Below are 20,654 nucleotides of genomic sequence, written 5' to 3' on the forward strand. Positions count from 1 at the left end.
TTACGCTCTCCCCCGTTCATCAGCGGTGAGCCGTCCGTAAACGGCATAGAGTACGAGGCAGGCGACGAGCAGCACGAGCCCCAAAGCACCAGCCATACCCCAGTTGGCCGAACCGGTTGCGTAATAGGCAATAATCGAGCTTATCATCTGGTCGCTCGGCCCACCAATCAATGCCGGTGTGATGTAGTAGCCGATTGCGCTCATGAAAACGAGCAGCATGCCGGACAGAATGCCGCGCATACTCAGTGGCAGAAGCACTCGCAGGAAAGCTCTCCACGGCGGCGCACCCAGCGATGCAGCGGCAGGCATCAAATTAGACGGAATCGATACGAGCACGCTGTAGATCGGAAGCACCATGAACGGTAAAAGCACATGGGTCATGGCTATCACCACCCCTGCCCTGTTAAAGATCAAGGGAAAAGGCGCATCGGTGATGCCCAGCCAGATCAGCGTATCATTGATGAGCCCCTTGTCCTGCAGGAGGATGAACCAGGCAGCAGTTCGCACCAGCAACGACGTCCAGAGGGGCAACAGAACGGCGGCAAAAAGCACGTTTCTGACCCAGCCCTTAGACGATGCAAGCAACACAGCATAAGGGTAACCAATCGCTGCACAAGCCAATGTCACCAGCGCGGCGATCCAGAATGTGCGCAGCATGATCGCCCGGTTGGCCGATGTGCCCTGCGCCATTGAAACAATTTCACCAGACGTATCGCGTTCCATGTCCACGGCCGCGAGCAGGTTGCGATCAGTTGTCGGAGAAAGCGCGCTCGCAATCGCCTGCCAGAATTCCGGTCGGCTCCATCGCTTATCTATTGTTTCAAGGTCCGGGACTGGATCGTCTTTCTCGATTGCCGAAAGTGTCTTGCTCATCAGGGTCCGAAAACCCGATTGAGCGCTGTTCAAACGGCGAACCATATCGCCTATGGCCTGCTGGTCGGTCGAAGCCTTCAGATCCGTCACCAAAGCCTGTTTCATTTCTGGTGATGGAGGCGATTGTCCGTCCCACAGACTTACAGCGTCAGCCGTCTGGGGAAGAACGCGCAAAACCGCCGTATCGGACACGGCCTGCTTCATCATCACTCCGAGCGGCCACAGAAAAAACAAGGCGATGAAAACAAGCAGAGGCGCGATCAGAAACATCGCTCGGACAGTTTTGCCGGACAGAACCGTCATGCCGTGATAGTCCAGCAGTCAGCGGCATTGAAACCCGCCACGACATCCGTTCCGGGCGCCCATTCGCGCGCTTTTCTGTCGAGCCGCACGATAAAATCATGAGCGCTACCATCAAGCTGGATACGTAGATGATCCCCTTGATAGACACTGTCGATGACACGTGTTTTAAGAAGATTGTCCGAACCGCCCTCGCGACCCAGTTCAATGCGCTCAGGCCGAATGGACAGGAGAACTTTCTGTCCCGTCGCCACCATTCCCTTTGATGATGCGGTTAGGATACCCCCATCCTTCAAGCGAATAACGGCACTGGTGCCTTCCACCCGTTCGATTGTTCCTTCAGCGAGATTGGTTTCGCCTATGAATTCGGCGACGAACCGAGTCTGTGGCTCGTCATAGATTGCACGCGGCGTGCCTATCTGTTCGATTTTTCCTTTGTTGAAGACGGCGATCCGATCCGACATGGTCAGCGCTTCGCTTTGGTCATGGGTGACGAAAACAATCGTCAGTCCTAACCGGCCATGCAACGCGCGGATATCAAGTTGCATCTGCTCACGCAGTTGCTTGTCGAGCGCCCCGAGCGGTTCGTCCATTAAAACCACACCCGGTTCGAAAACCAGTGCACGGGCAAGCGCCACGCGCTGTTGCTGTCCACCGGAGAGCTGTGATGGCTTACGTTCGCGCATTGTGGAGAGCTGCACCATATCGAGCACCTTATCCACCAGCTTGCCGGTCTCGGCTTTTCCTATACCTCGCATCTGAAGCGGAAAGGCGACATTCTCGCCAACTGTCATATGCGGAAACAGAGCATAGTTCTGAAAGACCACGCCCATATTGCGCTTGTACGAAGGAACCGTATTGATTGCCCTGCCATCCACATGGATTGCTCCACTGCTTGGACTTTCAAACCCGGCAAGCATCATCAAAAGCGTCGTCTTGCCTGAACCGGAAGGGCCAAGAAGACTCACGAATTCACCTCGATCGATATCGAGGTTCAGACCATCTATGACTTTGAAATCACCGTAGGATTTGCTGATATTCTCGAAGCGGATGCGGCAGTCCGTCAATGAATCACTCCATCTTCCGGAAAACAGGGAAACCCCGCCGATATTGCACCGACGGGGCTATGACCGTGAATTATTGCGCCAGCCAGGCGTTGAAGCGCTTCGTCAACTCTTCGGAATTATCGATCCAGAAATCGACGTTGAGCGGAAGGGCGTCTTTCAGATTGGCTTCCGCCGTTGGAAGATCGGACGCGAATTCCGCTGGCACCTTGCTTGCAGCCTCCTTGTTCGGCAAACCGTAAGCGACATATTTCGGCAACTTCACCTGATTGTCAGGCTGGCTGGCAAAAGCAATGAAATCCAGCCCCGCATCCTTGTTCTCGGCATCTTTCAGGATCACCCAGCTATCGACAGCATAAATGCTGCCCGGCCAGACCACCTTGAAGTTCTTGCCTTCGCTCCTGTTTATGCCCGTGATGCGTCCGTTATAGGCCGATGCCATCACCACTTCATCCGAGGCCAGCAATTGCAACGGTTGTGCCCCTGCTTCCCACCAGACAATGTTCGGCTTCAATTCATCGAGTTTCTTGAATGCACGGTCCACACCTTCCGGTGTCGAGAGCACGTCATAAACTTCATCCTTGCTGACCCCATCGGCGAGGAGCGCGAATTCAAGCGTATACTTGGCACCCTTACGCAACGAGCGCTTGCCTGGAAACTTCTTCACATCCCAGAAATCAGCCCAGGACTGCGGGCCATCTTTCAGCTTGTCGGCATTATAGGCAATTGCCGTCGACCACACGATCGCACCCACGCCGCAATCATTGACCGCACTGTCGAGGAACTTATCCTTACCGCCAACCTTGTCCCAGTCAATCTTCTCGTAAAGACCGTCCGCACAACCGAGAGCGAGTTCTTCAGCCTCTACCTGCACGACATCCCAGTTGGGTTTTCCTGCTTTCACCTTCGCCTGAACGACGCCGTAACCACCGTCCCAGGATTCGTCCAGCAAAGGCTTTCCGGTCTTCTCGGAAAAGGGCTTGAAGTAAATTTCACGCTGGGCATCCTGATAGTTCCCACCCCAGGAAACCACCGTCAGATCGCGGGCCACAGCGGAGCCGGTATAAAGCGCAGTTGCGAGGAGTCCACCCATCAGGGCAAGGCGAGCAATTTTCATCGACATGTTCCCCATTTTGGCTCGACGGGTTGTTCCCGCCGTTGTTGTAATGAGGTCATGCTAACTTGATCGGTAGGCGTGGGCAATATTGTAGTCGCCCAAGAATACAAAAGTTGTATCTGCTTTGCGGGAGAGAACAAATCCGGGCGGTTTTCACCCGGATTTGTCATTTATTCACGCTCAAACGCGTTCCAGCGCAATGGCAATACCCTGTCCCACACCGATGCACATCGTTGCAAGAGCGTATTTGCCACCGTTGAGCGAGAGTTCGAGCGCCGCCGTACCCGTAATACGCGCCCCGGACATGCCGAGCGGATGCCCGAGCGCAATAGCGCCACCGTTCGGATTGACGCGTTTGTCGTCATCGGCAATTCCAAGATCGCGCAACACTGCCAGCCCCTGCGACGCAAATGCTTCATTCAGTTCGATTACATCGAATGCATCGGGTGCAATGCCGATACGTGCAGAAAGCTTCTTTGTCGCCGGAGCCGGGCCTATACCCATAATGCGCGGAGGAACACCCGCCGCGGCACCGCCTATAATGCGGGCAATCGGTGTAAGGTCGTATTTCTTGATGGCTGCTTCAGATGCGATGACAAGCGCAGCAGCTCCATCATTGACGCCGGAGGCATTACCCGCCGTCACGGTGCCACCCTCACGGAAGGGCGTACCCAGCTTTGCGAGTGCTTCCAAGCTGGTCGCACGTGGGTGTTCATCCTTGTCGACAACAACCGGATCACCCTTGCGTTGTGAGATCGTGACCGGAACGATTTCCTTCGCAAGGCGTCCATTGCCCTGCGCGGCTGCCGCTTTTTCCTGGCTGCGAAGTGCAAAAGCATCCTGATCCTGCCGTGAGACCGCAAAATCTTCGGCGACGTTTTCACCCGTTTCCGGCATGGAATCGACGCCGTACTGCTTTTTCATCAAGGGATTGATGAACCGCCAGCCGATCGTCGTGTCGAAAATTTCCGCCTTGCGTGAAAATGCGCTGTCGGCCTTGGGCATAACGAAGGGAGCGCGGCTCATGCTTTCCACACCACCAGCGACGAGCAGCTCGGCCTCGCCAGACTTGATAGCTCGCGCAGCCGTTATGACTGCATCCATTCCAGAACCGCAGAGACGGTTGATCGTCGTTCCGGACACCCCCACCGGCAATCCGGCCAGAAGCAATGACATACGCGCAACGTTGCGGTTGTCTTCCCCCGCCTGATTGGCCGAGCCGAAAATCACATCATCGACGACTTCCCAATCGACGGAACCGTTACGCTCCATAAGCGCTTTCAGTGGAATGGCCCCGAGATCATCGGCACGCACAGATGAAAGCACGCCGCCATAACGACCAATGGGAGTGCGGATGTAATCGCAGATATAGGCTTCACTCATGGCATGGTCTCACAATTCGGGAACAACGAGATCGGCAACTGGGCCATCAATATGAAGCTTCGCGCCAGTCATGGCCTGAAGCTCATCAAGCGTCATGGCGGCCAGTTTTTCGCGCAGCACGAAACGCCCCTTGGCGATGTCGATCACCGCATGACTGGTATAGATGCGAGTGATACATGCGACGCCAGTCAGTGGAAAAGTACATTTTTCGACGAGTTTCGGCTCACCCTTTTTCGTCATATGCTCGGTGATAACGACGACTTGTTTCGCACCATGCACGAGGTCCATTGCGCCACCTACCGCAGGCACACCTTTAGCTCCTACCCGCCAATTGGCGAGATCGCCGTTCTGGGCAACCTGATAGGCGCCGAGAATCGCAACATCGAGATGTCCGCCGCGCACCATCGCGAAGCTATCGGCATGATGGAAAAATGCCGCGCCAGGTTTCAGCGTGACGGCCTTCTTGCCAGCATTGATCAGGTCCCAGTCCTCTTCACCTTCGGGCGGCGCTTCACCGAAATCCAGAACACCGTTCTCTGTGTGGAAAATTGCCTCCCGTCCCTCCGGCTGATAGCGGGCCACCATTTCAGGAAAACCGATTCCAAGATTTACATAGGCGCCATCCTGAATATCCTGTGCGGCGCGCCATGCGATCTGGGCATTGGACAGTTTAATGTCCTCATGAGTATCGATCATCATGCGTAGGCCACTCCCGTCCGAATAAGTTCTTCTTCCTGCTGTGGATTGGGAACTTCGACGACACTGTCTACGAAGATGCCCGGCGTGATGACGTCTTCCGGTTCGATTCCGCCGAGCGGAACAACTTCAGATACCTGCACTATCGTCTTGGCAGCAGCCATACACATCAACGGGTTGAAATTGCGGGCAGCCATGCGGTAGGTCAGGTTGCCATGCGCATCGCCAAGATGTGCTTTGATAAGCGCGAAATCGGCTTTCAGCCACCGCTCCTGCACATAAGATCTTCCATCAAACTCGGCTATGACCTTGCCCTCGGCAAGCTCGGTGCCATAGGCTGTCGGCGTATAGAAAGCCGGAATACCGGCACCGCCCGCACGGATACGTTCGGCCAACGTTCCCTGCGGCACAAGTTCAAGGTCGATTTCACCGGCGATGTACTTATCGGTGAAAGCGCGCGGATCGGAAGACCGCGGAAACGAGCAGATCATTTTCCTGACCATCCCTGCATCGATCATGGCCGCAATACCGATCCGTCCATTGCCTGCATTGTTGTTGATGACCGTCAGGTTCTTTGGGCCCTTGTCGATCAGGGCATGAATGAGTTCGATTGGCGCGCCTGAGCCACCAAATCCCCCGATCATGACCGTCGCGCCATCACCTATCCCGGCAACGGCCTCGGCCAGACTTCCGATTGTTTTGTCCATTTTGCCTCCACACCGGAGCGTTCGAGCTTCATGCTTGAGCGTTTCCGGTCTCAATCGCGGTGGAGTTAGCCACCGCGTCGGCAAAGGGTCAAACAATTTGTGCGTTATTTGACATTTGTTCATATATCGCACAAAATGATAGTTCAGATTGAGGGGATTTCATGCGCGAAACGGATTTCGTCGGAGGTTTTGCCAAGGGATTGAAAGCCATCGAAGCATTCGGTGAAGATCAATCACGTCTTTCAATAGCGGAAGTCTCAAAAATTACCGGCCTTGATCGTGCAACCGCGCGACGGTGCCTGCTGACTCTCGCTGAGCTTGGTTATGCCGAATATGATGGGAAGTTCTTCATGCTTCTTCCCAAAATTCTTCGGCTCGGGCATGCTTATCTCTCTTCCACACCACTGCCGACAATCATTCAGCCGCATCTGGACCAGCTCTCCGATACCGTCGGCGAGAGTGCGTCCGCATCAGTTCTGGATGGAACGGAAATCGTTTATATCGCGCGCGCCTCACAAATGCGCGTGATGTCCATCAATCTGATGGCCGGAAGCAGACTTCCAGCCTACTGTGCTTCGATGGGGCGGGTACTTCTGGCCTGGCTTCATGAACCGGAGGCGCAGGCGCTTCTCGAACGCACCGAACGGAAAGCATTGACACCATTTACAAAAGTGGAAATTGGCCCACTCATGGCAGAACTTTCCACTATTCGTGGCCAAGGTTATGCAATCAACGACCAGGAACTGGAACTTGGACTGCGCTCCATTGCGGTTCCTGTCTTCAATCATCGAGGTTTAGTGGTCGCAGCACTCAACATCGGAGCGCCCGTGGCTCATATCGAAACACATGACCTTGTGGAACACTTCCTGCCTGCGATGCTTCAGATCCAGTCGGAATTGCGCAGCTTGCTGAGATAACCGTGGAGAATGAAAAATCCAATTTATTCTATGATGATGAATCCAGAGCGGCCAAACGCTCACGTTCCCTCAAGCGGAATGTACGCGGTGTTTCGCCTGTCATCTTCAGGAAGAAGCGTGAGAAATATGCGGGGTCTGAAAACCCAAGACTATAACCGATATGTTGCACCGACGACGGCATGGCAATCAAATCGCGCCTGGCCGTCTCAATCAGCCTTTTCGCAACCATGTCCTGTGTCGTTGCTCCTGTCATCTGTTTGACGGTCCGGTTGAGATGTGTTGGTGAAACGCCCAACAATTTCGCATAGAATGAAACAGGCTTGTGTTCTCGATAATAGCGGTCGATCAATTCCTGCAAGCGCTCAATGCGAGCATACCCCAATATCTGGCGGTCTTCCTGCTTCGCTGAGCTTGAAGAATAAGCGTGCCGCATGATGTAAACGAATACAGCTCGAACAAAAGATTCCAGTAAGTTGTTTTTATATAGCTTTCTCGCGTGAAACTCATCTTGAATTTGCCGTAGAAGAGAAGAAAGTAGGGTCAATTCTTCATCGCTTGCACCTGTCATTGAGATGAGTTGCGGCTGCATCAACCATTCCGCTGTCACACCTCCGGCCCCTCCTCCGAAAAATGACATATGAGGGCTCAGAATTGTCACGATATGACCGATTATATCTCGAGAAAATGCAAACCCATGATTGAACCCAGGTGGCACCAGGATAGCGCACGGCGTTTGGAAGGTGCGAACGACGCCGTCGAAATTCGCCTGTCCCGTACCACCTTCAATATATAAAAGCTGAAAGAAGCTCTCGTGACGATGGAGCGTAATCTCGAAATTGTGCAAGCTCGATCGAGAGAAAAGCGTTTCACAGTGCAGCCAGAAATCCGGTTTCTGCTCGCTCTCTTCTCCATAAAGCTCGTATGTTGGAACAAAGTACTGCGACACTTGCCCTCCGAGAATGTTCGATTTGTACAATAAATTGCGGGAATTATCCATTGCCAGATCGAAGGTTCGCTAAAGAATAAAGGCGAACTTGCATTGGGAGGACTACATGCGCACTCAGGTCGCAATCATCGGATCAGGTCCCTCCGGCCTGCTTCTCGGTCAACTTTTAGCGAAAGCCGGGATAGACAATGTCGTACTGGATCGCGTCAGCGCGGATTACATTCTAGGCCGAGTGCGCGCCGGCGTCCTGGAAGAAGGCACTGTCAATCTGATGGATGAAGCTGGAGCGTCGGCGCGCCTTCACGTCGAAGGACTACCGCATGACGGCTTCTCACTCGCCTTTGACGGACGGGATCACCGCATCGATCTACACAAGCTGACCGGTAAGCGCGTTATGGTCTATGGCCAGACCGAAATGACGCATGATCTTATGAATGAACGGCAAAGGTCGAACACCACCAGCATTTACGAAGCCTCTGACGTGACGCCACACGATTTTGACACAATATCGCCCTACGTCACTTACGAAAAGGGCGGGAAAACACATCGCATCAATTGCGATTTTATCGCCGGATGTGACGGGTATCACGGCATAAGCCGCAAATCAGTACCCGACAAGGCAATCGACCTCTTTGAAAAGGTCTATCCCTTCGGTTGGCTCGGTATACTGGCTGATATTCCGCCAGTCGCTCACGAGTTGATCTATGCCAACCACGAACGCGGCTTTGCGCTTTGCTCCATGCGATCACTCACACGCAGCCGTTATTATATCCAATGTTCGCTGGACGAAAAAATCGAAGATTGGAGCGACCAGCGGTTTTACGATGAACTGCGCCGACGTCTTCCCGAACATCATGCCGAGGCTATGGTAATCGGGGCGTCTTTTGAAAAGTCGATTGCCCCACTACGCTCCTTCGTGGCCGAACCGATGCGTTTCGGGCGACTGTTCCTTGTCGGTGATGCCGCACATATTGTTCCCCCGACCGGTGCAAAAGGGCTCAACCTCGCTGCCAGCGACGTTCACTATCTTTATGAAGGACTGAGAGAGTTTTATCTGGACAAATCGGACGCCGGTATCGGCGCCTATTCCGCCAATGCGCTTGCTCGCATCTGGAGGGCTGAGCGTTTTTCATGGTCCATGACCAAAATGCTGCACCGCTTCCCGGATATGGTTCCGTTTGACCAGAAAGTACAGGAAGCCGAGCTCGACTATTTCTGCACTTCCGAATCTGCATTGACTTCACTTGCTGAAAACTATGTGGGACTACCACTCCGATAAGAAAACAATAATTAAGACTTATCTAATGTAAGTAAATATCATATAATATTATTAATACAGGTCCTATAAAACTAATGTTTTATTTTAGAATTGATGTAGACTTCCATTTATCATTGGACCCCCGGGCGTGAAGTTCCGGCCAGAACTTCTCGCTTCTAGCGCGGTCAGCTACCACATTCTGGTAGCTGACCGTGTTGGTTTTCAGGACTTCAAACCCGCAGCCTCCCGCAATGTCTGGATCAAAATCTGCATGGCAGCAGTTTGAACCATATCCGTGCGCATCGTAAGCCCTACCGGTCCTGTCGTCTCGCTTGTATCAATGGGAAGCGCGACAAGTTTTCCTTCTGAAACGTCACGCGCTGCAACGCCTTCCGAAATGATCCACACCGCATCGCTATCGCGGACAAAGGCACGTCCGAAAGCATCGGACACAGTTTCAATCTGCACGGGCAAGCCACCAATCCCATTTGTGATCAGCAGCCGATCCACAAAAGGACGAATGATTGAATTGCGTGTCGGCATCAAAACCGGATAGTCAGCCATGCTTTCAAAGACTGCACGTCCATCGGTTAAAGGATGACCAGCCCGCACAAGAAACCTAACCTGCTCCGAATAAAGATGTTCGAACGAAAACCCCGTCATTTTTTCAGGTGCAGCAAGTCGCCCAACGACCAGATCGAGATCGCCCACCCGCAGCTGTTCCAAAAGAACTGCATTTTCACCCGTCACGATTTTAACCCGACTGGATGTTCTCTCAGCAAGAAACAAACTCATTGCTTTCGGCATGATGCGGGTCGAAACCGTCGGCAATGCGCCGATACGGATGGGTGGTCCTGATCCGTCCAGCTCTTGCGACACGGAATCCAACCCTTGTCGTAAGGCTGTTAGCGCCGTCCCGGCATGACGCAGGAATACTTCACCAAACCGCGTTATCCTTATGCCACGACCGTCGCGCTCTACTACTGGAACGCCTAAAATCTCCTCGAGCTCGCGCATTGTCTTGGTCACTGCAGGCTGGCTGATGCTTAGAATTTCGGAGGCCTTGACCACGCTTTTCTGTCGCGCGACCTCAACAAACGTATGCAGATGACGAAACTTGATCCTGTTCCCAATCACTTATCTATAACCCTGCAGTTATGATTTTTGGTAATAATATCATTTTACTTAACCAGTTTAAAGCACGACAGTGCTGGATGAGAGGAGAAAGCCGTGCAGTTCGCGTCCATAAACGACATCGTTGTTCATTATGATTTTCAACGAGTGACAGGCGAAAAGCCCGTTCTGGTTTTCATCAATTCGCTTGGAACCGATTTCCGCATATGGAATGAAGTTCGCATGCGTCTGAACAATGACGCATCGACACTCGTTTATGACAAGCGTGGTCACGGCCTTTCGGATATCGGAAACACTCCCTACACAATCGAACTGCTCGCTTCCGACCTCATTGACCTGCTCGACAGGCTATCAATAAAGCGGGCAATCATTTGCGGCCTTTCTGTCGGCGGGCTGATTGCACAGGGTGTTTATGCAGCGCGACCTGATCTTGTAACTGGGCTCATCCTGTCAAATACCGCGCATAAAATCGGCACCGCAGAGATGTGGAATGCGCGTATAGCCGCTATTCAGCAAGACGGTCTGGCAAGCATCCTCGACGCAACAATGCCACGCTGGTTCACACCGGTCTATCGGCGCCCCGATAATCCTGCCTATCGGGCCTATTGTAATATGTTCGTTCGACAACCGCTCGACGGCTATGCGGCCACTTGTGCTGCGCTGCGTGAAGCGGATTTAACCGAAGTAGCCAAGAATGTTTCAGTGCCTACACTTTGTCTGGTCGGCGATCAGGACGGCTCCACGCCGCCTACCCTGGTGCGCGAACTGGCAAGCCTTATTCCTGAAGCAGACTTCGCAGAGATCGCTGCCAGCGGCCATATTCCCTGCATTGAACAGCCCGATGCCTATGTCTCGCTGTTGCGTAGCTTTATTTCAAACAGATTCTAGCATGGAGAACAACCATGGCTGATAATGCCGTGCGGTCGGAACGTTACAAGATTGGCATGAATGTGCGCCGTTCGGTTTTGGGCGATACGCATGTGGATCGCGCTTCGAACGGCGCGACCGACCTTGATGCCCCGTTTCAGGAGCTTATAACGGAAGCTGCATGGGGAACTGTCTGGTCACGGCCCGGCTGGACCAGGCGAGAGCGTTCGATCGTTACTATTGCGCTCCTTGCCGCACTCGGACAAGACGATGAAGTTGCCATGCATATACGCGCCACAAAAAATACCGGCGCCACAAAAGAGGACATCTGCGAAGCATTGATGCATGTCGCAATCTATGCGGGGGTTCCAGCATCAAACCACGCATTCAAGATCGCCAAGCAGACCTATGCGCAGATAGAAGTGGAGGAAGCTGAGAAATGAAGAACAGTCTGCCGGAGACAACTCCATTCTTTGCACGCGATCTGTCCATGCATCCACCGGCTTATACGCCGTGGTACAAGACCTCTGTGCTCCGCTCGCCTACTCGCGCCCTGCTTTCGTTGGAAGGCACCAAAAGCGAAATTACCGGCCCGGTATTCGGGCATAAAATGCTGCATGAACTGGATAACGACCTCATTCTCAACTATGCGCGCCCCGGCGAAATGCCGATAGGTCCGCGCATTCTTGTTCATGGCCGTGTTCTGGACGAAAGCAACCGTCCTGTTCCAGGCGCATTGCTCGAGTTCTGGCAAGCCAATGCTGGCGGGCGTTATCGCCATAAGAAAGAAACCTATCTTGCAGCGATTGACCCCAATTTCGGCGGCGTCGGCCGTACGATCACGGATGAGAACGGCAACTACTGGTTCAAGACCATAAAGCCCGGCCCGTACCCCTGGCCGAATGGCGTGAACGATTGGCGTCCGGCTCACATTCATTTTTCTGTGTTCGGCCATGGTTTTGCGCAGCGCCTCATCACCCAGATGTATTTTGAGGGTGACCCGCTGATCTGGATCTGCCCGATCGTCAAAACCATCCCCGATAAATCTGCTGTCGAACGGCTGGTCGCGCCGTTGGATATGAATGCCAACCTGCCGATGGATATGCTCGCTTACAAGTTCGACATCGTGTTGCGTGGACGCCGTTCAACCTTCTTTGAAAATCGCCCGGAGGGCAACTGATATGGTTCAACCTCTCGGCTATCTGAAAGAAAGCGCCTCCCAAACGGCAGGTCCCTATGTCCATATCGGACTGATGCCCAACTTTGTCGGCATTAATGGCGTTTTTGAACATGACCTTGGCTCTGGCCCTCTCTATGATGAAAAGACAACAGGCGAACGCATTACCATCAAAGGTCATGTGTTTGACGGCACGGGCGCGCCACTCCGCGATGCGCTCATTGAAATATGGCAAGCTGATGCGAAGGGCTTCTATAACAGCCCTGCTGAAACTGGCGGCAAGGCCGAGCTCGGCTTTCGCGGCTGGGGGCGTTGCCCGAGCCATATGGACACGGGCGAGTTTACTTTCGAGACGATCAAGCCTGGCCGCGTTTCTTTCAAAGACGGCCGCCTCATGGCACCACACGTTACCTTGTGGATCGTGGCTCGCGGTATCAATCTCGGTTTGCAAACGCGGATGTATTTTTCCGATGAAGCCGACGTCAATGCAGAGGACCCTATTCTTGCACGCATTGAACATCGCAGTCGGGCGCAAACCCTGATCGGTCAGCGCGAGGGTAGCGTCTATCATTTCGATATTCACTTACAGGGCGAGAAAGAAACCGTCTTTTTCGATATTTGACGCATGAGTATCTCGCTCTTCGAACATCCCTTTCTGGCACAGCTTTTCGGTGACGACGAAGAGATATTAAGCCTTTTCACGGCAGCGGCTGACATTACGCAGATGCTTCGCTTCGAAACAGTTCTGGCCGACGCTCAGGCTGGTTTGGGTCTAATACCCGTCGAAGCCGGACAAGCGATCAGGCAAGCCGTAGAATCGTTTGAACCTAATCTTTCCGATTTGGCGAAAGCGACGGCACGTGACGGCGTTGTCATTCCTTCCTTCGTAAAGAAACTGCGCCAGTTCGTCGGGAAGGATTGCGCTGAGTATGTTCATTTCGGCGCGACGAGCCAGGATGTCATCGATACGAGCCTGATTTTGCGGTTGAAGCACGCAAGTACAATTCTTCATGGGCGAATTCAGCAACTCACACAGCGTTTCGATTGGCTTGATGCGGCGTTTGGAAAAAATACCCTGACCGGCTATACGCGCATGCAATCTGCTATCCCGATCACCGTATCCGACCGCATCTCAAGCTGGCAAAGCCCGCTCGGCGCTTACGGCTCAAAACTGAATACCACCGCCTTTCCTGTGCAGTTCGGAGGAGCCGCTGGAACGCTTGAAAAATTCGGCGATCAGGCCCCGGCTCTGCGTGCTTTGCTGGCTGATAAACTTGGATTGCACGATAGTCCGCAATGGCATAGCCAGCGGGCCTTCATTATCGAGTTCGGCAATCTGCTTTCGCTGATTACGGGTACTCTTGGAAAATTTGGACAAGATATTGCTCTCATGGCTGAGCTGGGTACCGAACTGTCCTTGACAGGCGGCGGCGCTTCATCCGCCATGCCCCACAAGCAAAATCCGGTGTCGGCAGAGATACTGGTCAGCCTTGCCCGTTTCAATGCGGCCCAAATGGGTGGTCTTCATCAGGCAATGGTGCACGAGCAGGAGCGCTCAGGCGCAGCTTGGATGATCGAATGGATGATCCTGCCACAAATCGTTGCATCGACAGGCAGTGCTCTCAAGATTGCGTCAACCCTGATGGATAAAGTAGTTCGGATCGGAAGCGAGCAATCCTCGGATACATAACCATGTGGGTATCATTTATAAGGAATTTTTCATTTTACATGACCAATTAGATAGGCATGCTGAAATCAGGACATTCCCTGTTGCGACAAGACGGTCACGCGCGGGAATGTTGGGCGATAGGGAGGAGAACATGAAGAAAATTGCATTAACCGCGCTTGCGGTCTTTTCACTCACAACATCGGCAGCTTATGCCGATGTAGTGAAGGTCGGCGTCATTGGTCCATTTTCAGGCCCATTTGCTCTTCAGGGTAAGAACTTCAAGGCCGGCATCGACGCCTATATGACCGAGCACGGTAACAAGATCGGCGATGACACTGTCGAGATTGTTTATCGTGATGAGCCGCAGGCTGATCCAGCGCAATCCAAGGCGCTTGCGCAGGAACTTGTGGTCAAGGAAGGCGTGCAATATCTCGCTGGCTTTTACTTCACCCCTGACGCCATGGCGGTTACGCCCATTCTCAAACAGGGCAATGTGCCAATGGTGGTCATGAATGCCGCCACTTCTTCCATCGTAACGAAGAGCCCCTATGTGGTGCGGACGTCGTTCACTACATGGCAAACGTCAACTCCGATCGCGAAGGTCGCACTCGACAAGGGTGTAAAGAAAGTCATCTCGGTTGTGAGCGATTATGGGCCGGGCGTTGATGCGGAAAACGCTTTCAAGGCGGCGTTCACAAAAGCTGGTGGTGAAGTGGTCGAAGCTATTCGAATGCCGCTCGCTACGAACGATTTCAGCCCGATCATGCAGCGTATCAAGGATTCCGGTGCGCAAGGCGTGTTTGCTTTTCTGCCGTCCGGGCCAACCACGCTTGGTTTCATGAAATCCTATGTCGACAACGGCTTGAAAGGCTCGGGCATTCAGCTTTTTGCTCCTGGTGATCTGACACAGGAATCCGATCTCCCGGCGCTTGGAGAAAATGCTCTCGGAGTTCTTACGACTTTCCACTACGCAGTCTCGCATGACTCGCCAGAGAACAAGAAGTTTGTCGAGGAAGCCCGAAAGGCCATCGGCAATCCTGTGGAATTGTCCTTCCCTTCGGTCGGTGCTTATGACGGTATGCATGTTATCTACAAGATGATCGAAGCTACCGGCGGTGAAAAGGATGCTGAAAAGGCAGTGGAGGCCGTGAAAGGCATGGAGTGGATCAGCCCCCGTGGCCCTGTATCCATCGACCCCGAAAGCCGCCATATGACGCAGAACATCTATCTGCGCGAAGTAGCCAAGGCTGATGACGGCGCCTACTATAACAAGGAAATCCAGACCTTCGAGAAGCAGGACGACCCCGGCCTAAAAGCCCAGTAGTTCTGGCATTCAAGAGTGAACACCTTGATGCCTGAACGGGCGTAAAGCGTACGTGCCCGTGGCTCATAACTGCGTATTTTAACGCGTACCCCGAAAGCCCTTTCGCGCTTTTCGGGATACGCCCAACAGGACCACTCAATGCAGACTGTGCTCAGCATTGCTGTCGATGCCCTCGCCTATGGCATGGTGCTTTTCGTCATCTCCATCGGCCTTTCGGTCACCATGGGCTTGATGCGCGTCGTCAATCTCGCTCACGGCGCATTTGCAATGATCGGCGGCTATTTTGCATCCTATGCTGCCCAGCAGCTTGGTCTCAACTACGGCTTTGCGATCATCATCGCCGTTATAGGCACGATGATAATCGCCGTTCCGGTGGAGAGACTGCTCTATCGGCGCATTTATGGAGCGCCTGAACTGACACAGGTGCTGATGACCATCGGCATCACTTTCTGCATCATCGGTCTCACCAATTATATATTCGGACCGACGCTGAAGACCATTCCTTTGCCTGAAATGTTGCGTGGATCAGTCGATCTCGGCTTTCGGGCAATTGCCAAACATCGCATCTTTGCAATCGGGTGCGGCTTCGCGGCGGCCCTTGGTCTTTGGTACATCATCGAACGCACTGCCTTCGGCGTAAAACTGCGTGCTGCTGTAGACAATGCTAACATGGCGGCAGCCCTCGGCGTGCGAACGGAAATCGTTTACGCTGTCAGCTTTGCGCTTGCCATTGGACTTGCAGCTTTCGGCGGTGTTGTCGGCGCCGAACTTCTACCTGTCGAACCCTATTATGCGCTCCGCTACATGGTGACATTTCTGGTTGTCGTCTCCGTCGGCGGCGCAGGCTCCATACCCGGTGCATTGATTGCGTGCCTCCTGCTTGGGGCAATCGATACAACCGGTCGTTATCTGGCACCGGAATATGGCGAGTTCTTCTTTTACCTGGCGGTAATCGTCATTGTTACTCTGTTCCCGCGCGGTCTTGCAGGAAGGCTGGCCCGGAAATGACCGATCTAACGCAAAATCTCATCCAACGTCGTCAGTCCTATGCAGGTCTCATTGGCATTGTGGCCGTTATTTTTGCCGGTGTCGTCGGCTGGTTTCTGTTCCCCGATAATCTGGCATTGCTGACACGTATCATTGCCATTGCCTTGCTCGTCTTGTCCCTCGATCTGGTGACGGGCTATTGCGGTATTGCAACGCTTGGCCATGCTGCATTGTTTGGCGCTGGCGCCTATGGTGCTGGCATCGCTGCCGCCCATTTCGGTATTACCGACCCGATCCTGATGACACTTATCGGTCTTGTTGCAGGAGCTATCACCGGACTTGTTTCTGGAGCCGTCATTCTGCGCGCCCACGGCCTCGCACAGCTTGTTCTATCGATTGCTGTTGTCCATCTGTTCCACGAAGCTGCAAACAAAGCATCAAGCTGGACCGGCGGCAGTGATGGGCTAAGCGGCATTTCGCCCGATCCGATCTTCGGCATATTCGAGTTCGATCTCTACGGACACACAGTCTATATCTACGCCGTAGTTCTGCTGCTCGTTTCGTTCGTCTTCCTGCGTTATATCGTACGTTCACCCTTTGGCATGCTTTGCCGGGGCGTGAAAGAGGACCCGATCCGCATTCATGCAATGGGCGCTTCGGTGCAGTCCGCACAGCTTCGCATGTATGTCATTTCAGGTGCTGTTGCTGGCATCGGTGGCGCGCTGAATGCCATTTCGACACAGGTTGTCGGGCTCGACAGTCTCAGTTTTACCATGTCGGCGGAAGCTTTGGTGATGCTGGTTCTCGGTGGCACGGGATCGCTGTTCGGAGGACTGATCGGCACGGTTGTCTTCATGTGGTTCGAAGACCTCGTCTCTGCTGCCAACCCCTTCCACTGGCTTACAATGGTTGGTGCTCTGCTGATCGCCGTCGTGCTATTCGCGCCGCGAGGCCTCTATGGAACCGTCGCCTATTACTTTGAAAAGAAGGCGCATCGCAAATGAGCACCGTGTTTGAAGTAACGAAACTGCGCAAGAATTTTGGCGGTCTAGCGGTCACAAATGATGTTTCGCTCAGTATGGCGAAAGGCGACCGCGTCGCCCTGATTGGTCCTAACGGAGCGGGCAAGACCACTTTCGTCAATCTTGTTACAGGCAATCTCGGCGCGACTTCCGGCACCGTGGCGTTGGACGGCGAGAATGTCTCCAGGCTTAACGCCATGCAGCGCGTCAGACGCGGACTGGTGCGTTCATTTCAGGTTACCCGTCTCTTTTTCGACATGACTCCCGAAGAACATGTGGCTCTTGCTGTTTTGCAACGCGAAGGCAAGACGGGCCGTATTCTCGGCAACTATCGCAAGATGCCTGAAGTCATGGATGAGGTTCGCGACATTCTAGATGCGCTCGGTCTTCTGCATGTCGGGCAATTGCGGGTGAGCGAGATCGCATATGGCCAACAGCGGCTTCTGGAAATTGCACTCGCTCTGGCGCTTCGCCCCAAAGTGCTGCTGCTTGATGAACCTGCTGCCGGTGTTCCGCAGAGCGATACTGGCCGCATCGAGGAAGCGCTCGACCGATTACCGGCAGATCTGGCAGTGCTCATGATCGAGCACGATATGGACCTCGTTTTTCGCTTCGCAAAGCGCGTAATCGTGCTGGCTGCCGGAACGGTGATTTTTGACGGGTTGCCGGAAGATGTCGTGCAGGACGCCCGCGTCCGCGAAGCCTATCTCGGGAGCTATGCCCAATGAGTGCTGCCTCACTTGAAGTTCGCAATCTCTTCGCCGGTTACGGGCCTACGCGTGTCATCGAGGATGTATCGTTCAAAGCGGAACCGGGCTCGCGGCTTGGCATTCTGGGCCGCAATGGTGTCGGCAAGACCAGCCTCTTTGCTACCATCGCAGGTCAAACCCGCCGTTATGGCGGTGAAATTCTGTTGGGTGGCAGGAACATCGCCACGCTTCCATCAGCCGCGCGCGCAATTGCCGGTCTCGGCTATGTGCCGCAGACCCGCGATGTTTTCCCGACCCTCACAGTCGAAGAAAATCTGTTCGTTGGCCTCAAGAGCCGACCGAAGGATGCGCTCGAAGAAGCCTACGCGATGTTTCCCCGTTTAAAGGAGCGACGCCGTAATCTTGGATCGCAGCTTTCCGGCGGCGAACAACAGATGCTTTCCACTGCGCGCAGCATTCTCGGGCGACCGACAGTGCTGCTGCTCGATGAACCGCTGGAAGGTCTTGCTCCTGTCATCTGCGAAGAACTGATGGCTGCTTTCTCGACACTGGCGCAGAAGGGCGACATGACGATCCTGCTTGTCGAACAACGCATCCAGAGCGCACTCGATTTTGCCGATCACGTCATCATACTGGAACGTGGGCGCATCGCGTGGTCTGGCACGTCAGCAGAACTCGCCGAAGATCGGCAGACCGTAGAAGAACTGCTCGGCGTCGGCGGTCTGCATTAATCAATTCCCGACAAATGCAAACTTGTCGACGTCCACGAGGCCACGGTCGGTGATTTTGAGATGCGGGATCACTGGCAGGGCAATGAAGGCCAGTTGCAAGAATGGCTCTTCCAAGACTGAGCCCAATTCTTCTGCTGCATGACGCAGCACGCGAAGCTGGTCGCGAACAGTTTCGTATGGCTCGGCGCTCATCAATCCGGCAATGGGCAAAGGCATTTCGGCCAACACCTTGCCATCTCGCACGACGACGAAACCACCCTCAATTTCGCCCAATCGGTTTGCAGCCGCAGCAATATCTTCGTCTGAGGTGCCTACCACACAGATATTATGGCTGTCATGACTGACAGTCGACGCGATTGCACCGGATTTCAAGCCGAAGCCATGCACGAAGCCGGTCGCGATATTTCCATTTTTGCCGTGTCGTTCGACAACCGCAATCTTGACTACATCCTTTTCGAAATCGGGTTCAACGCCGTTCGGGCCAACCTTGAGATCGAATTCGAGACTTTCCGTTATGATCTTGCCAGGAATTATACCGATTGCACGGGTTTTGCCGCTGTTGGAATGAGAGCGGAAACTAGAAGCGCTGACTTTCGGTGCCTTGACGCTACTGCGCCCGACAGGAGCAACAGTCTTGCGAGCAGCAAACAAATCCTCTGAAACCACCCTGCCCGCAGACAACACGACTTCAGCGTGGCAACCTTCGAGGCTATCCACCACAACGAGGTCGGCACGCTGGCCCGGCGCAACCAGACCACGGTCGAAAAGACCGAAAGCACGTGCTGCGGAAATGCTCGCGGCCCGGTAGATGGCAATCGGTTCCACTCCGCCTGCAATAGCCGTACGGATAAGGTAGTCGAGATGGCCCTGATCGGCGATATCGAGCGGATTGCGATCATCGGTACACAGTGCCAAAAATTGTGCGTGGCGCTCCGTAATGATCGGCATGAGCGCGTTCAGGTCCTTGGAAACTGATCCCTCACGCACCAGCACATGCATGCCCTTGCGCATCTTTTCGAGTGCTTCTTCCGCACTTGTCGCCTCGTGTTCGGTGCGAATACCTGCGGAAATATAGCCGTTCAGATCAAACCCACGCAGAAGCGGTGCGTGCCCATCGATATGCCGTCCTTGAAACGCCCTGAGCTTCGCCATGCATTCAGGATCTTTCGCCAGAACACCTGGAAAATTCATGAACTCCGCAAGACCGATCACCTTGGGATGGTCGGCAAAAGGCAGGAGGTCATCAATCAGAAGTTCGGCACCGGACGTTTCCATGTGGGTCGCAGGCACACAGCTCGAAAGCTGCACGCGGATATCCATGATGGTTTCCAAAGCACTATCGAGGAAAAACTTGATGCCTTCAGCCCCCAGCACGTTTGCAATCTCATGCGGATCGCAAATGACAGTGGTGACGCCCTGCGGCAATACACACCGGTCAAACTCATGCGGCGTTACGTGCGAGGATTCTATGTGAAGATGCGTATCGATAAATCCCGGCACGACAATCCGTCCGAAAATGTCGATTTCATGCTTGCCCTGATAATTGCCGAATGTTCCGACAATCCGGTCACCACAGATTGCGATGTCACTTTCAACAAGCTCACCGGTCACGAGATCGAAAAAACGACCGCCCTTCAGCACGATGTCGGCAGGCTCCCGACCCGCGCCCTGATCGATCATCCGTTCCAGCATCACGTCACCTCAAATTCGGAATCAATTGTCGAAAGTTACCACAATGCAAGACGCGGCGGTAAGGTCACCCTTCCGCCGCG

At 53.8% G+C, this 20,654-nt stretch carries 20 protein-coding genes and 1 pseudogene; 12 read left to right on the forward strand and 9 right to left on the reverse strand.

The genetic code is table 11. The annotated features are described in order from the left end of the window. The 6 genes from F9K91_RS14965 to F9K91_RS14990 all read right to left on the reverse strand — a co-directional run bounded on the left by F9K91_RS14965 (position 1) and on the right by F9K91_RS14990 (position 6,140). Complete coding sequence (locus F9K91_RS14965; protein WP_151651171.1) at positions 1-1,176, reverse strand: ABC transporter permease; 1,176 nt, start codon at positions 1,174-1,176, stop codon at positions 1-3. Then, positions 1,173-2,240: an ABC transporter ATP-binding protein gene (locus F9K91_RS14970; protein ID WP_151651170.1), complete on the reverse strand. Its 1,068-nt coding sequence runs from the start codon at positions 2,238-2,240 to the stop codon at positions 1,173-1,175. The genes F9K91_RS14965 and F9K91_RS14970 overlap by 4 nt, the downstream gene beginning before the upstream one ends. A 70-nt stretch (positions 2,241-2,310) precedes the next feature. Further along, positions 2,311-3,354, reverse strand: a complete 1,044-nt coding sequence (locus F9K91_RS14975) for an ABC transporter substrate-binding protein (protein ID WP_151554607.1) — start codon at positions 3,352-3,354, stop codon at positions 2,311-2,313. A gap of 180 nt (positions 3,355-3,534) precedes the next feature. After that, on the reverse strand, positions 3,535-4,737 hold the full coding sequence (gene pcaF, locus F9K91_RS14980; RefSeq protein ID WP_151651169.1) for a 3-oxoadipyl-CoA thiolase: 1,203 nt from the start codon (positions 4,735-4,737) through the stop codon (positions 3,535-3,537). Positions 4,738-4,746: 9 nt separating this feature from the next. After that, positions 4,747-5,436, reverse strand: coding sequence for a CoA transferase subunit B (locus F9K91_RS14985; protein WP_151554605.1), 690 nt, complete (start codon positions 5,434-5,436; stop codon positions 4,747-4,749). Continuing rightward, positions 5,433-6,140, reverse strand: a complete 708-nt coding sequence (locus tag F9K91_RS14990) for a 3-oxoacid CoA-transferase subunit A (RefSeq protein WP_151678094.1) — start codon at positions 6,138-6,140, stop codon at positions 5,433-5,435. The genes F9K91_RS14985 and F9K91_RS14990 overlap by 4 nt, the downstream gene beginning before the upstream one ends. Positions 6,141-6,301: 161 nt before the next feature. Here F9K91_RS14990 and F9K91_RS14995 point away from each other — a divergent pair, with 161 nt between their 5' ends. Continuing rightward, entirely contained in the window at positions 6,302-7,057 is a 756-nt protein-coding gene (locus tag F9K91_RS14995) for an IclR family transcriptional regulator (protein WP_151678095.1), read from the forward strand. Between the two features lie 28 nt (positions 7,058-7,085). Here the strand turns inward: F9K91_RS14995 and F9K91_RS15000 are convergent, their stop codons facing one another. Then, positions 7,086-8,054 carry a helix-turn-helix domain-containing protein gene (locus tag F9K91_RS15000; protein ID WP_151554602.1) on the reverse strand — a complete coding sequence of 323 codons (969 nt, stop codon included), beginning with the start codon at positions 8,052-8,054 and terminating at the stop codon, positions 7,086-7,088. Positions 8,055-8,109: 55 nt separating this feature from the next. Between F9K91_RS15000 and pobA the strand changes: the two genes are divergently transcribed. Continuing rightward, positions 8,110-9,282 carry a 4-hydroxybenzoate 3-monooxygenase gene (gene pobA, locus F9K91_RS15005; RefSeq protein WP_151678096.1) on the forward strand — a complete coding sequence of 391 codons (1,173 nt, stop codon included), beginning with the start codon at positions 8,110-8,112 and terminating at the stop codon, positions 9,280-9,282. A 201-nt stretch (positions 9,283-9,483) separates the two neighbouring features. Here the strand turns inward: pobA and pcaQ are convergent, their stop codons facing one another. Beyond that, complete coding sequence (gene pcaQ / locus F9K91_RS15010; protein ID WP_151678097.1) at positions 9,484-10,398, reverse strand: pca operon transcription factor PcaQ; 915 nt, start codon at positions 10,396-10,398, stop codon at positions 9,484-9,486. A gap of 93 nt (positions 10,399-10,491) precedes the next feature. Here pcaQ and pcaD point away from each other — a divergent pair, with 93 nt between their 5' ends. The 10 genes from pcaD (at position 10,492) to F9K91_RS15060 (ending at position 18,882) form a co-directional block, all read left to right on the forward strand. Further along, positions 10,492-11,283 carry a 3-oxoadipate enol-lactonase gene (pcaD, locus tag F9K91_RS15015; protein ID WP_151651164.1) on the forward strand — a complete coding sequence of 264 codons (792 nt, stop codon included), beginning with the start codon at positions 10,492-10,494 and terminating at the stop codon, positions 11,281-11,283. A 14-nt stretch (positions 11,284-11,297) separates the two neighbouring features. Beyond that, positions 11,298-11,705 (forward strand): 4-carboxymuconolactone decarboxylase, encoded by a 408-nt coding sequence (gene pcaC / locus F9K91_RS15020; RefSeq protein ID WP_151678098.1) that lies wholly within the window; start codon positions 11,298-11,300, stop codon positions 11,703-11,705. Further along, positions 11,702-12,442 carry a protocatechuate 3,4-dioxygenase subunit beta gene (gene pcaH, locus F9K91_RS15025; protein WP_151678099.1) on the forward strand — a complete coding sequence of 247 codons (741 nt, stop codon included), beginning with the start codon at positions 11,702-11,704 and terminating at the stop codon, positions 12,440-12,442. The genes pcaC and pcaH overlap by 4 nt, the downstream gene beginning before the upstream one ends. Before the next feature lies 1 nt (position 12,443). After that, a complete protein-coding gene (gene pcaG / locus F9K91_RS15030) occupies positions 12,444-13,061 on the forward strand; it encodes a protocatechuate 3,4-dioxygenase subunit alpha (RefSeq protein WP_151678100.1) in 618 nt (205 codons plus the stop codon). Between the two features lie 3 nt (positions 13,062-13,064). Continuing rightward, positions 13,065-14,129 carry a 3-carboxy-cis,cis-muconate cycloisomerase gene (locus F9K91_RS15035; RefSeq protein ID WP_151678101.1) on the forward strand — a complete coding sequence of 355 codons (1,065 nt, stop codon included), beginning with the start codon at positions 13,065-13,067 and terminating at the stop codon, positions 14,127-14,129. Positions 14,130-14,259: 130 nt separating this feature from the next. Then, entirely contained in the window at positions 14,260-15,432 is a 1,173-nt protein-coding gene (locus F9K91_RS15040; RefSeq protein WP_151678102.1) for an ABC transporter substrate-binding protein, read from the forward strand. 138 nt (positions 15,433-15,570) lie between these two features. Then, positions 15,571-16,440: a branched-chain amino acid ABC transporter permease gene (locus F9K91_RS15045; RefSeq protein ID WP_151554593.1), complete on the forward strand. Its 870-nt coding sequence runs from the start codon at positions 15,571-15,573 to the stop codon at positions 16,438-16,440. Then, the gene (locus F9K91_RS15050; RefSeq protein ID WP_151554592.1) at positions 16,437-17,423 is read left to right on the forward strand and encodes a branched-chain amino acid ABC transporter permease; all 987 of its coding nucleotides are present in this window, start codon (positions 16,437-16,439) and stop codon (positions 17,421-17,423) included. The genes F9K91_RS15045 and F9K91_RS15050 overlap by 4 nt, the downstream gene beginning before the upstream one ends. Next, positions 17,420-18,169, forward strand: a complete 750-nt coding sequence (locus F9K91_RS15055; RefSeq protein WP_151651157.1) for an ABC transporter ATP-binding protein — start codon at positions 17,420-17,422, stop codon at positions 18,167-18,169. Before F9K91_RS15050 ends, F9K91_RS15055 begins: the two co-directional genes overlap by 4 nt. Then, positions 18,166-18,882 (forward strand): ABC transporter ATP-binding protein, encoded by a 717-nt coding sequence (locus F9K91_RS15060; protein WP_151651156.1) that lies wholly within the window; start codon positions 18,166-18,168, stop codon positions 18,880-18,882. Before F9K91_RS15055 ends, F9K91_RS15060 begins: the two co-directional genes overlap by 4 nt. Here the strand turns inward: F9K91_RS15060 and ade are convergent. Further along, a pseudogene (gene ade, locus F9K91_RS15065) lies at positions 18,883-20,623 on the reverse strand (adenine deaminase). Between the last annotated feature and the right edge of the window lie 31 nt (positions 20,624-20,654).

This window comes from Brucella tritici (assembly GCF_008932295.1).
Classification (GTDB): Bacteria; Pseudomonadota; Alphaproteobacteria; order Rhizobiales; family Rhizobiaceae; genus Brucella; species Brucella tritici.

Excerpts from the sequence above, each read along its gene's own strand:
- F9K91_RS14965 (WP_151651171.1), bottom strand. The coding sequence starts at position 1,176 with ATGACGGTTCTGTCCGGCAAAACTGTCCGAGCGATGTTTCTGATCGCG.
- F9K91_RS14975 (WP_151554607.1), bottom strand. The coding sequence starts at position 3,354 with ATGAAAATTGCTCGCCTTGCCCTGATGGGTGGACTCCTCGCAACTGCG.
- pcaF (WP_151651169.1), bottom strand. The coding sequence starts at position 4,737 with ATGAGTGAAGCCTATATCTGCGATTACATCCGCACTCCCATTGGTCGT.
- F9K91_RS14985 (WP_151554605.1), bottom strand. The coding sequence starts at position 5,436 with ATGATGATCGATACTCATGAGGACATTAAACTGTCCAATGCCCAGATC.
- F9K91_RS14990 (WP_151678094.1), bottom strand. The coding sequence starts at position 6,140 with ATGGACAAAACAATCGGAAGTCTGGCCGAGGCCGTTGCCGGGATAGGT.
- F9K91_RS14995 (WP_151678095.1), top strand. The coding sequence starts at position 6,302 with ATGCGCGAAACGGATTTCGTCGGAGGTTTTGCCAAGGGATTGAAAGCC.
- F9K91_RS15000 (WP_151554602.1), bottom strand. The coding sequence starts at position 8,054 with ATGGATAATTCCCGCAATTTATTGTACAAATCGAACATTCTCGGAGGG.
- pobA (WP_151678096.1), top strand. The coding sequence starts at position 8,110 with ATGCGCACTCAGGTCGCAATCATCGGATCAGGTCCCTCCGGCCTGCTT.
- pcaC (WP_151678098.1), top strand. The coding sequence starts at position 11,298 with ATGGCTGATAATGCCGTGCGGTCGGAACGTTACAAGATTGGCATGAAT.
- pcaH (WP_151678099.1), top strand. The coding sequence starts at position 11,702 with ATGAAGAACAGTCTGCCGGAGACAACTCCATTCTTTGCACGCGATCTG.
- pcaG (WP_151678100.1), top strand. The coding sequence starts at position 12,444 with ATGGTTCAACCTCTCGGCTATCTGAAAGAAAGCGCCTCCCAAACGGCA.
- F9K91_RS15035 (WP_151678101.1), top strand. The coding sequence starts at position 13,065 with ATGAGTATCTCGCTCTTCGAACATCCCTTTCTGGCACAGCTTTTCGGT.
- F9K91_RS15040 (WP_151678102.1), top strand. The coding sequence starts at position 14,260 with ATGAAGAAAATTGCATTAACCGCGCTTGCGGTCTTTTCACTCACAACA.
- F9K91_RS15045 (WP_151554593.1), top strand. The coding sequence starts at position 15,571 with ATGCAGACTGTGCTCAGCATTGCTGTCGATGCCCTCGCCTATGGCATG.
- F9K91_RS15050 (WP_151554592.1), top strand. The coding sequence starts at position 16,437 with ATGACCGATCTAACGCAAAATCTCATCCAACGTCGTCAGTCCTATGCA.
- F9K91_RS15055 (WP_151651157.1), top strand. The coding sequence starts at position 17,420 with ATGAGCACCGTGTTTGAAGTAACGAAACTGCGCAAGAATTTTGGCGGT.
- F9K91_RS15060 (WP_151651156.1), top strand. The coding sequence starts at position 18,166 with ATGAGTGCTGCCTCACTTGAAGTTCGCAATCTCTTCGCCGGTTACGGG.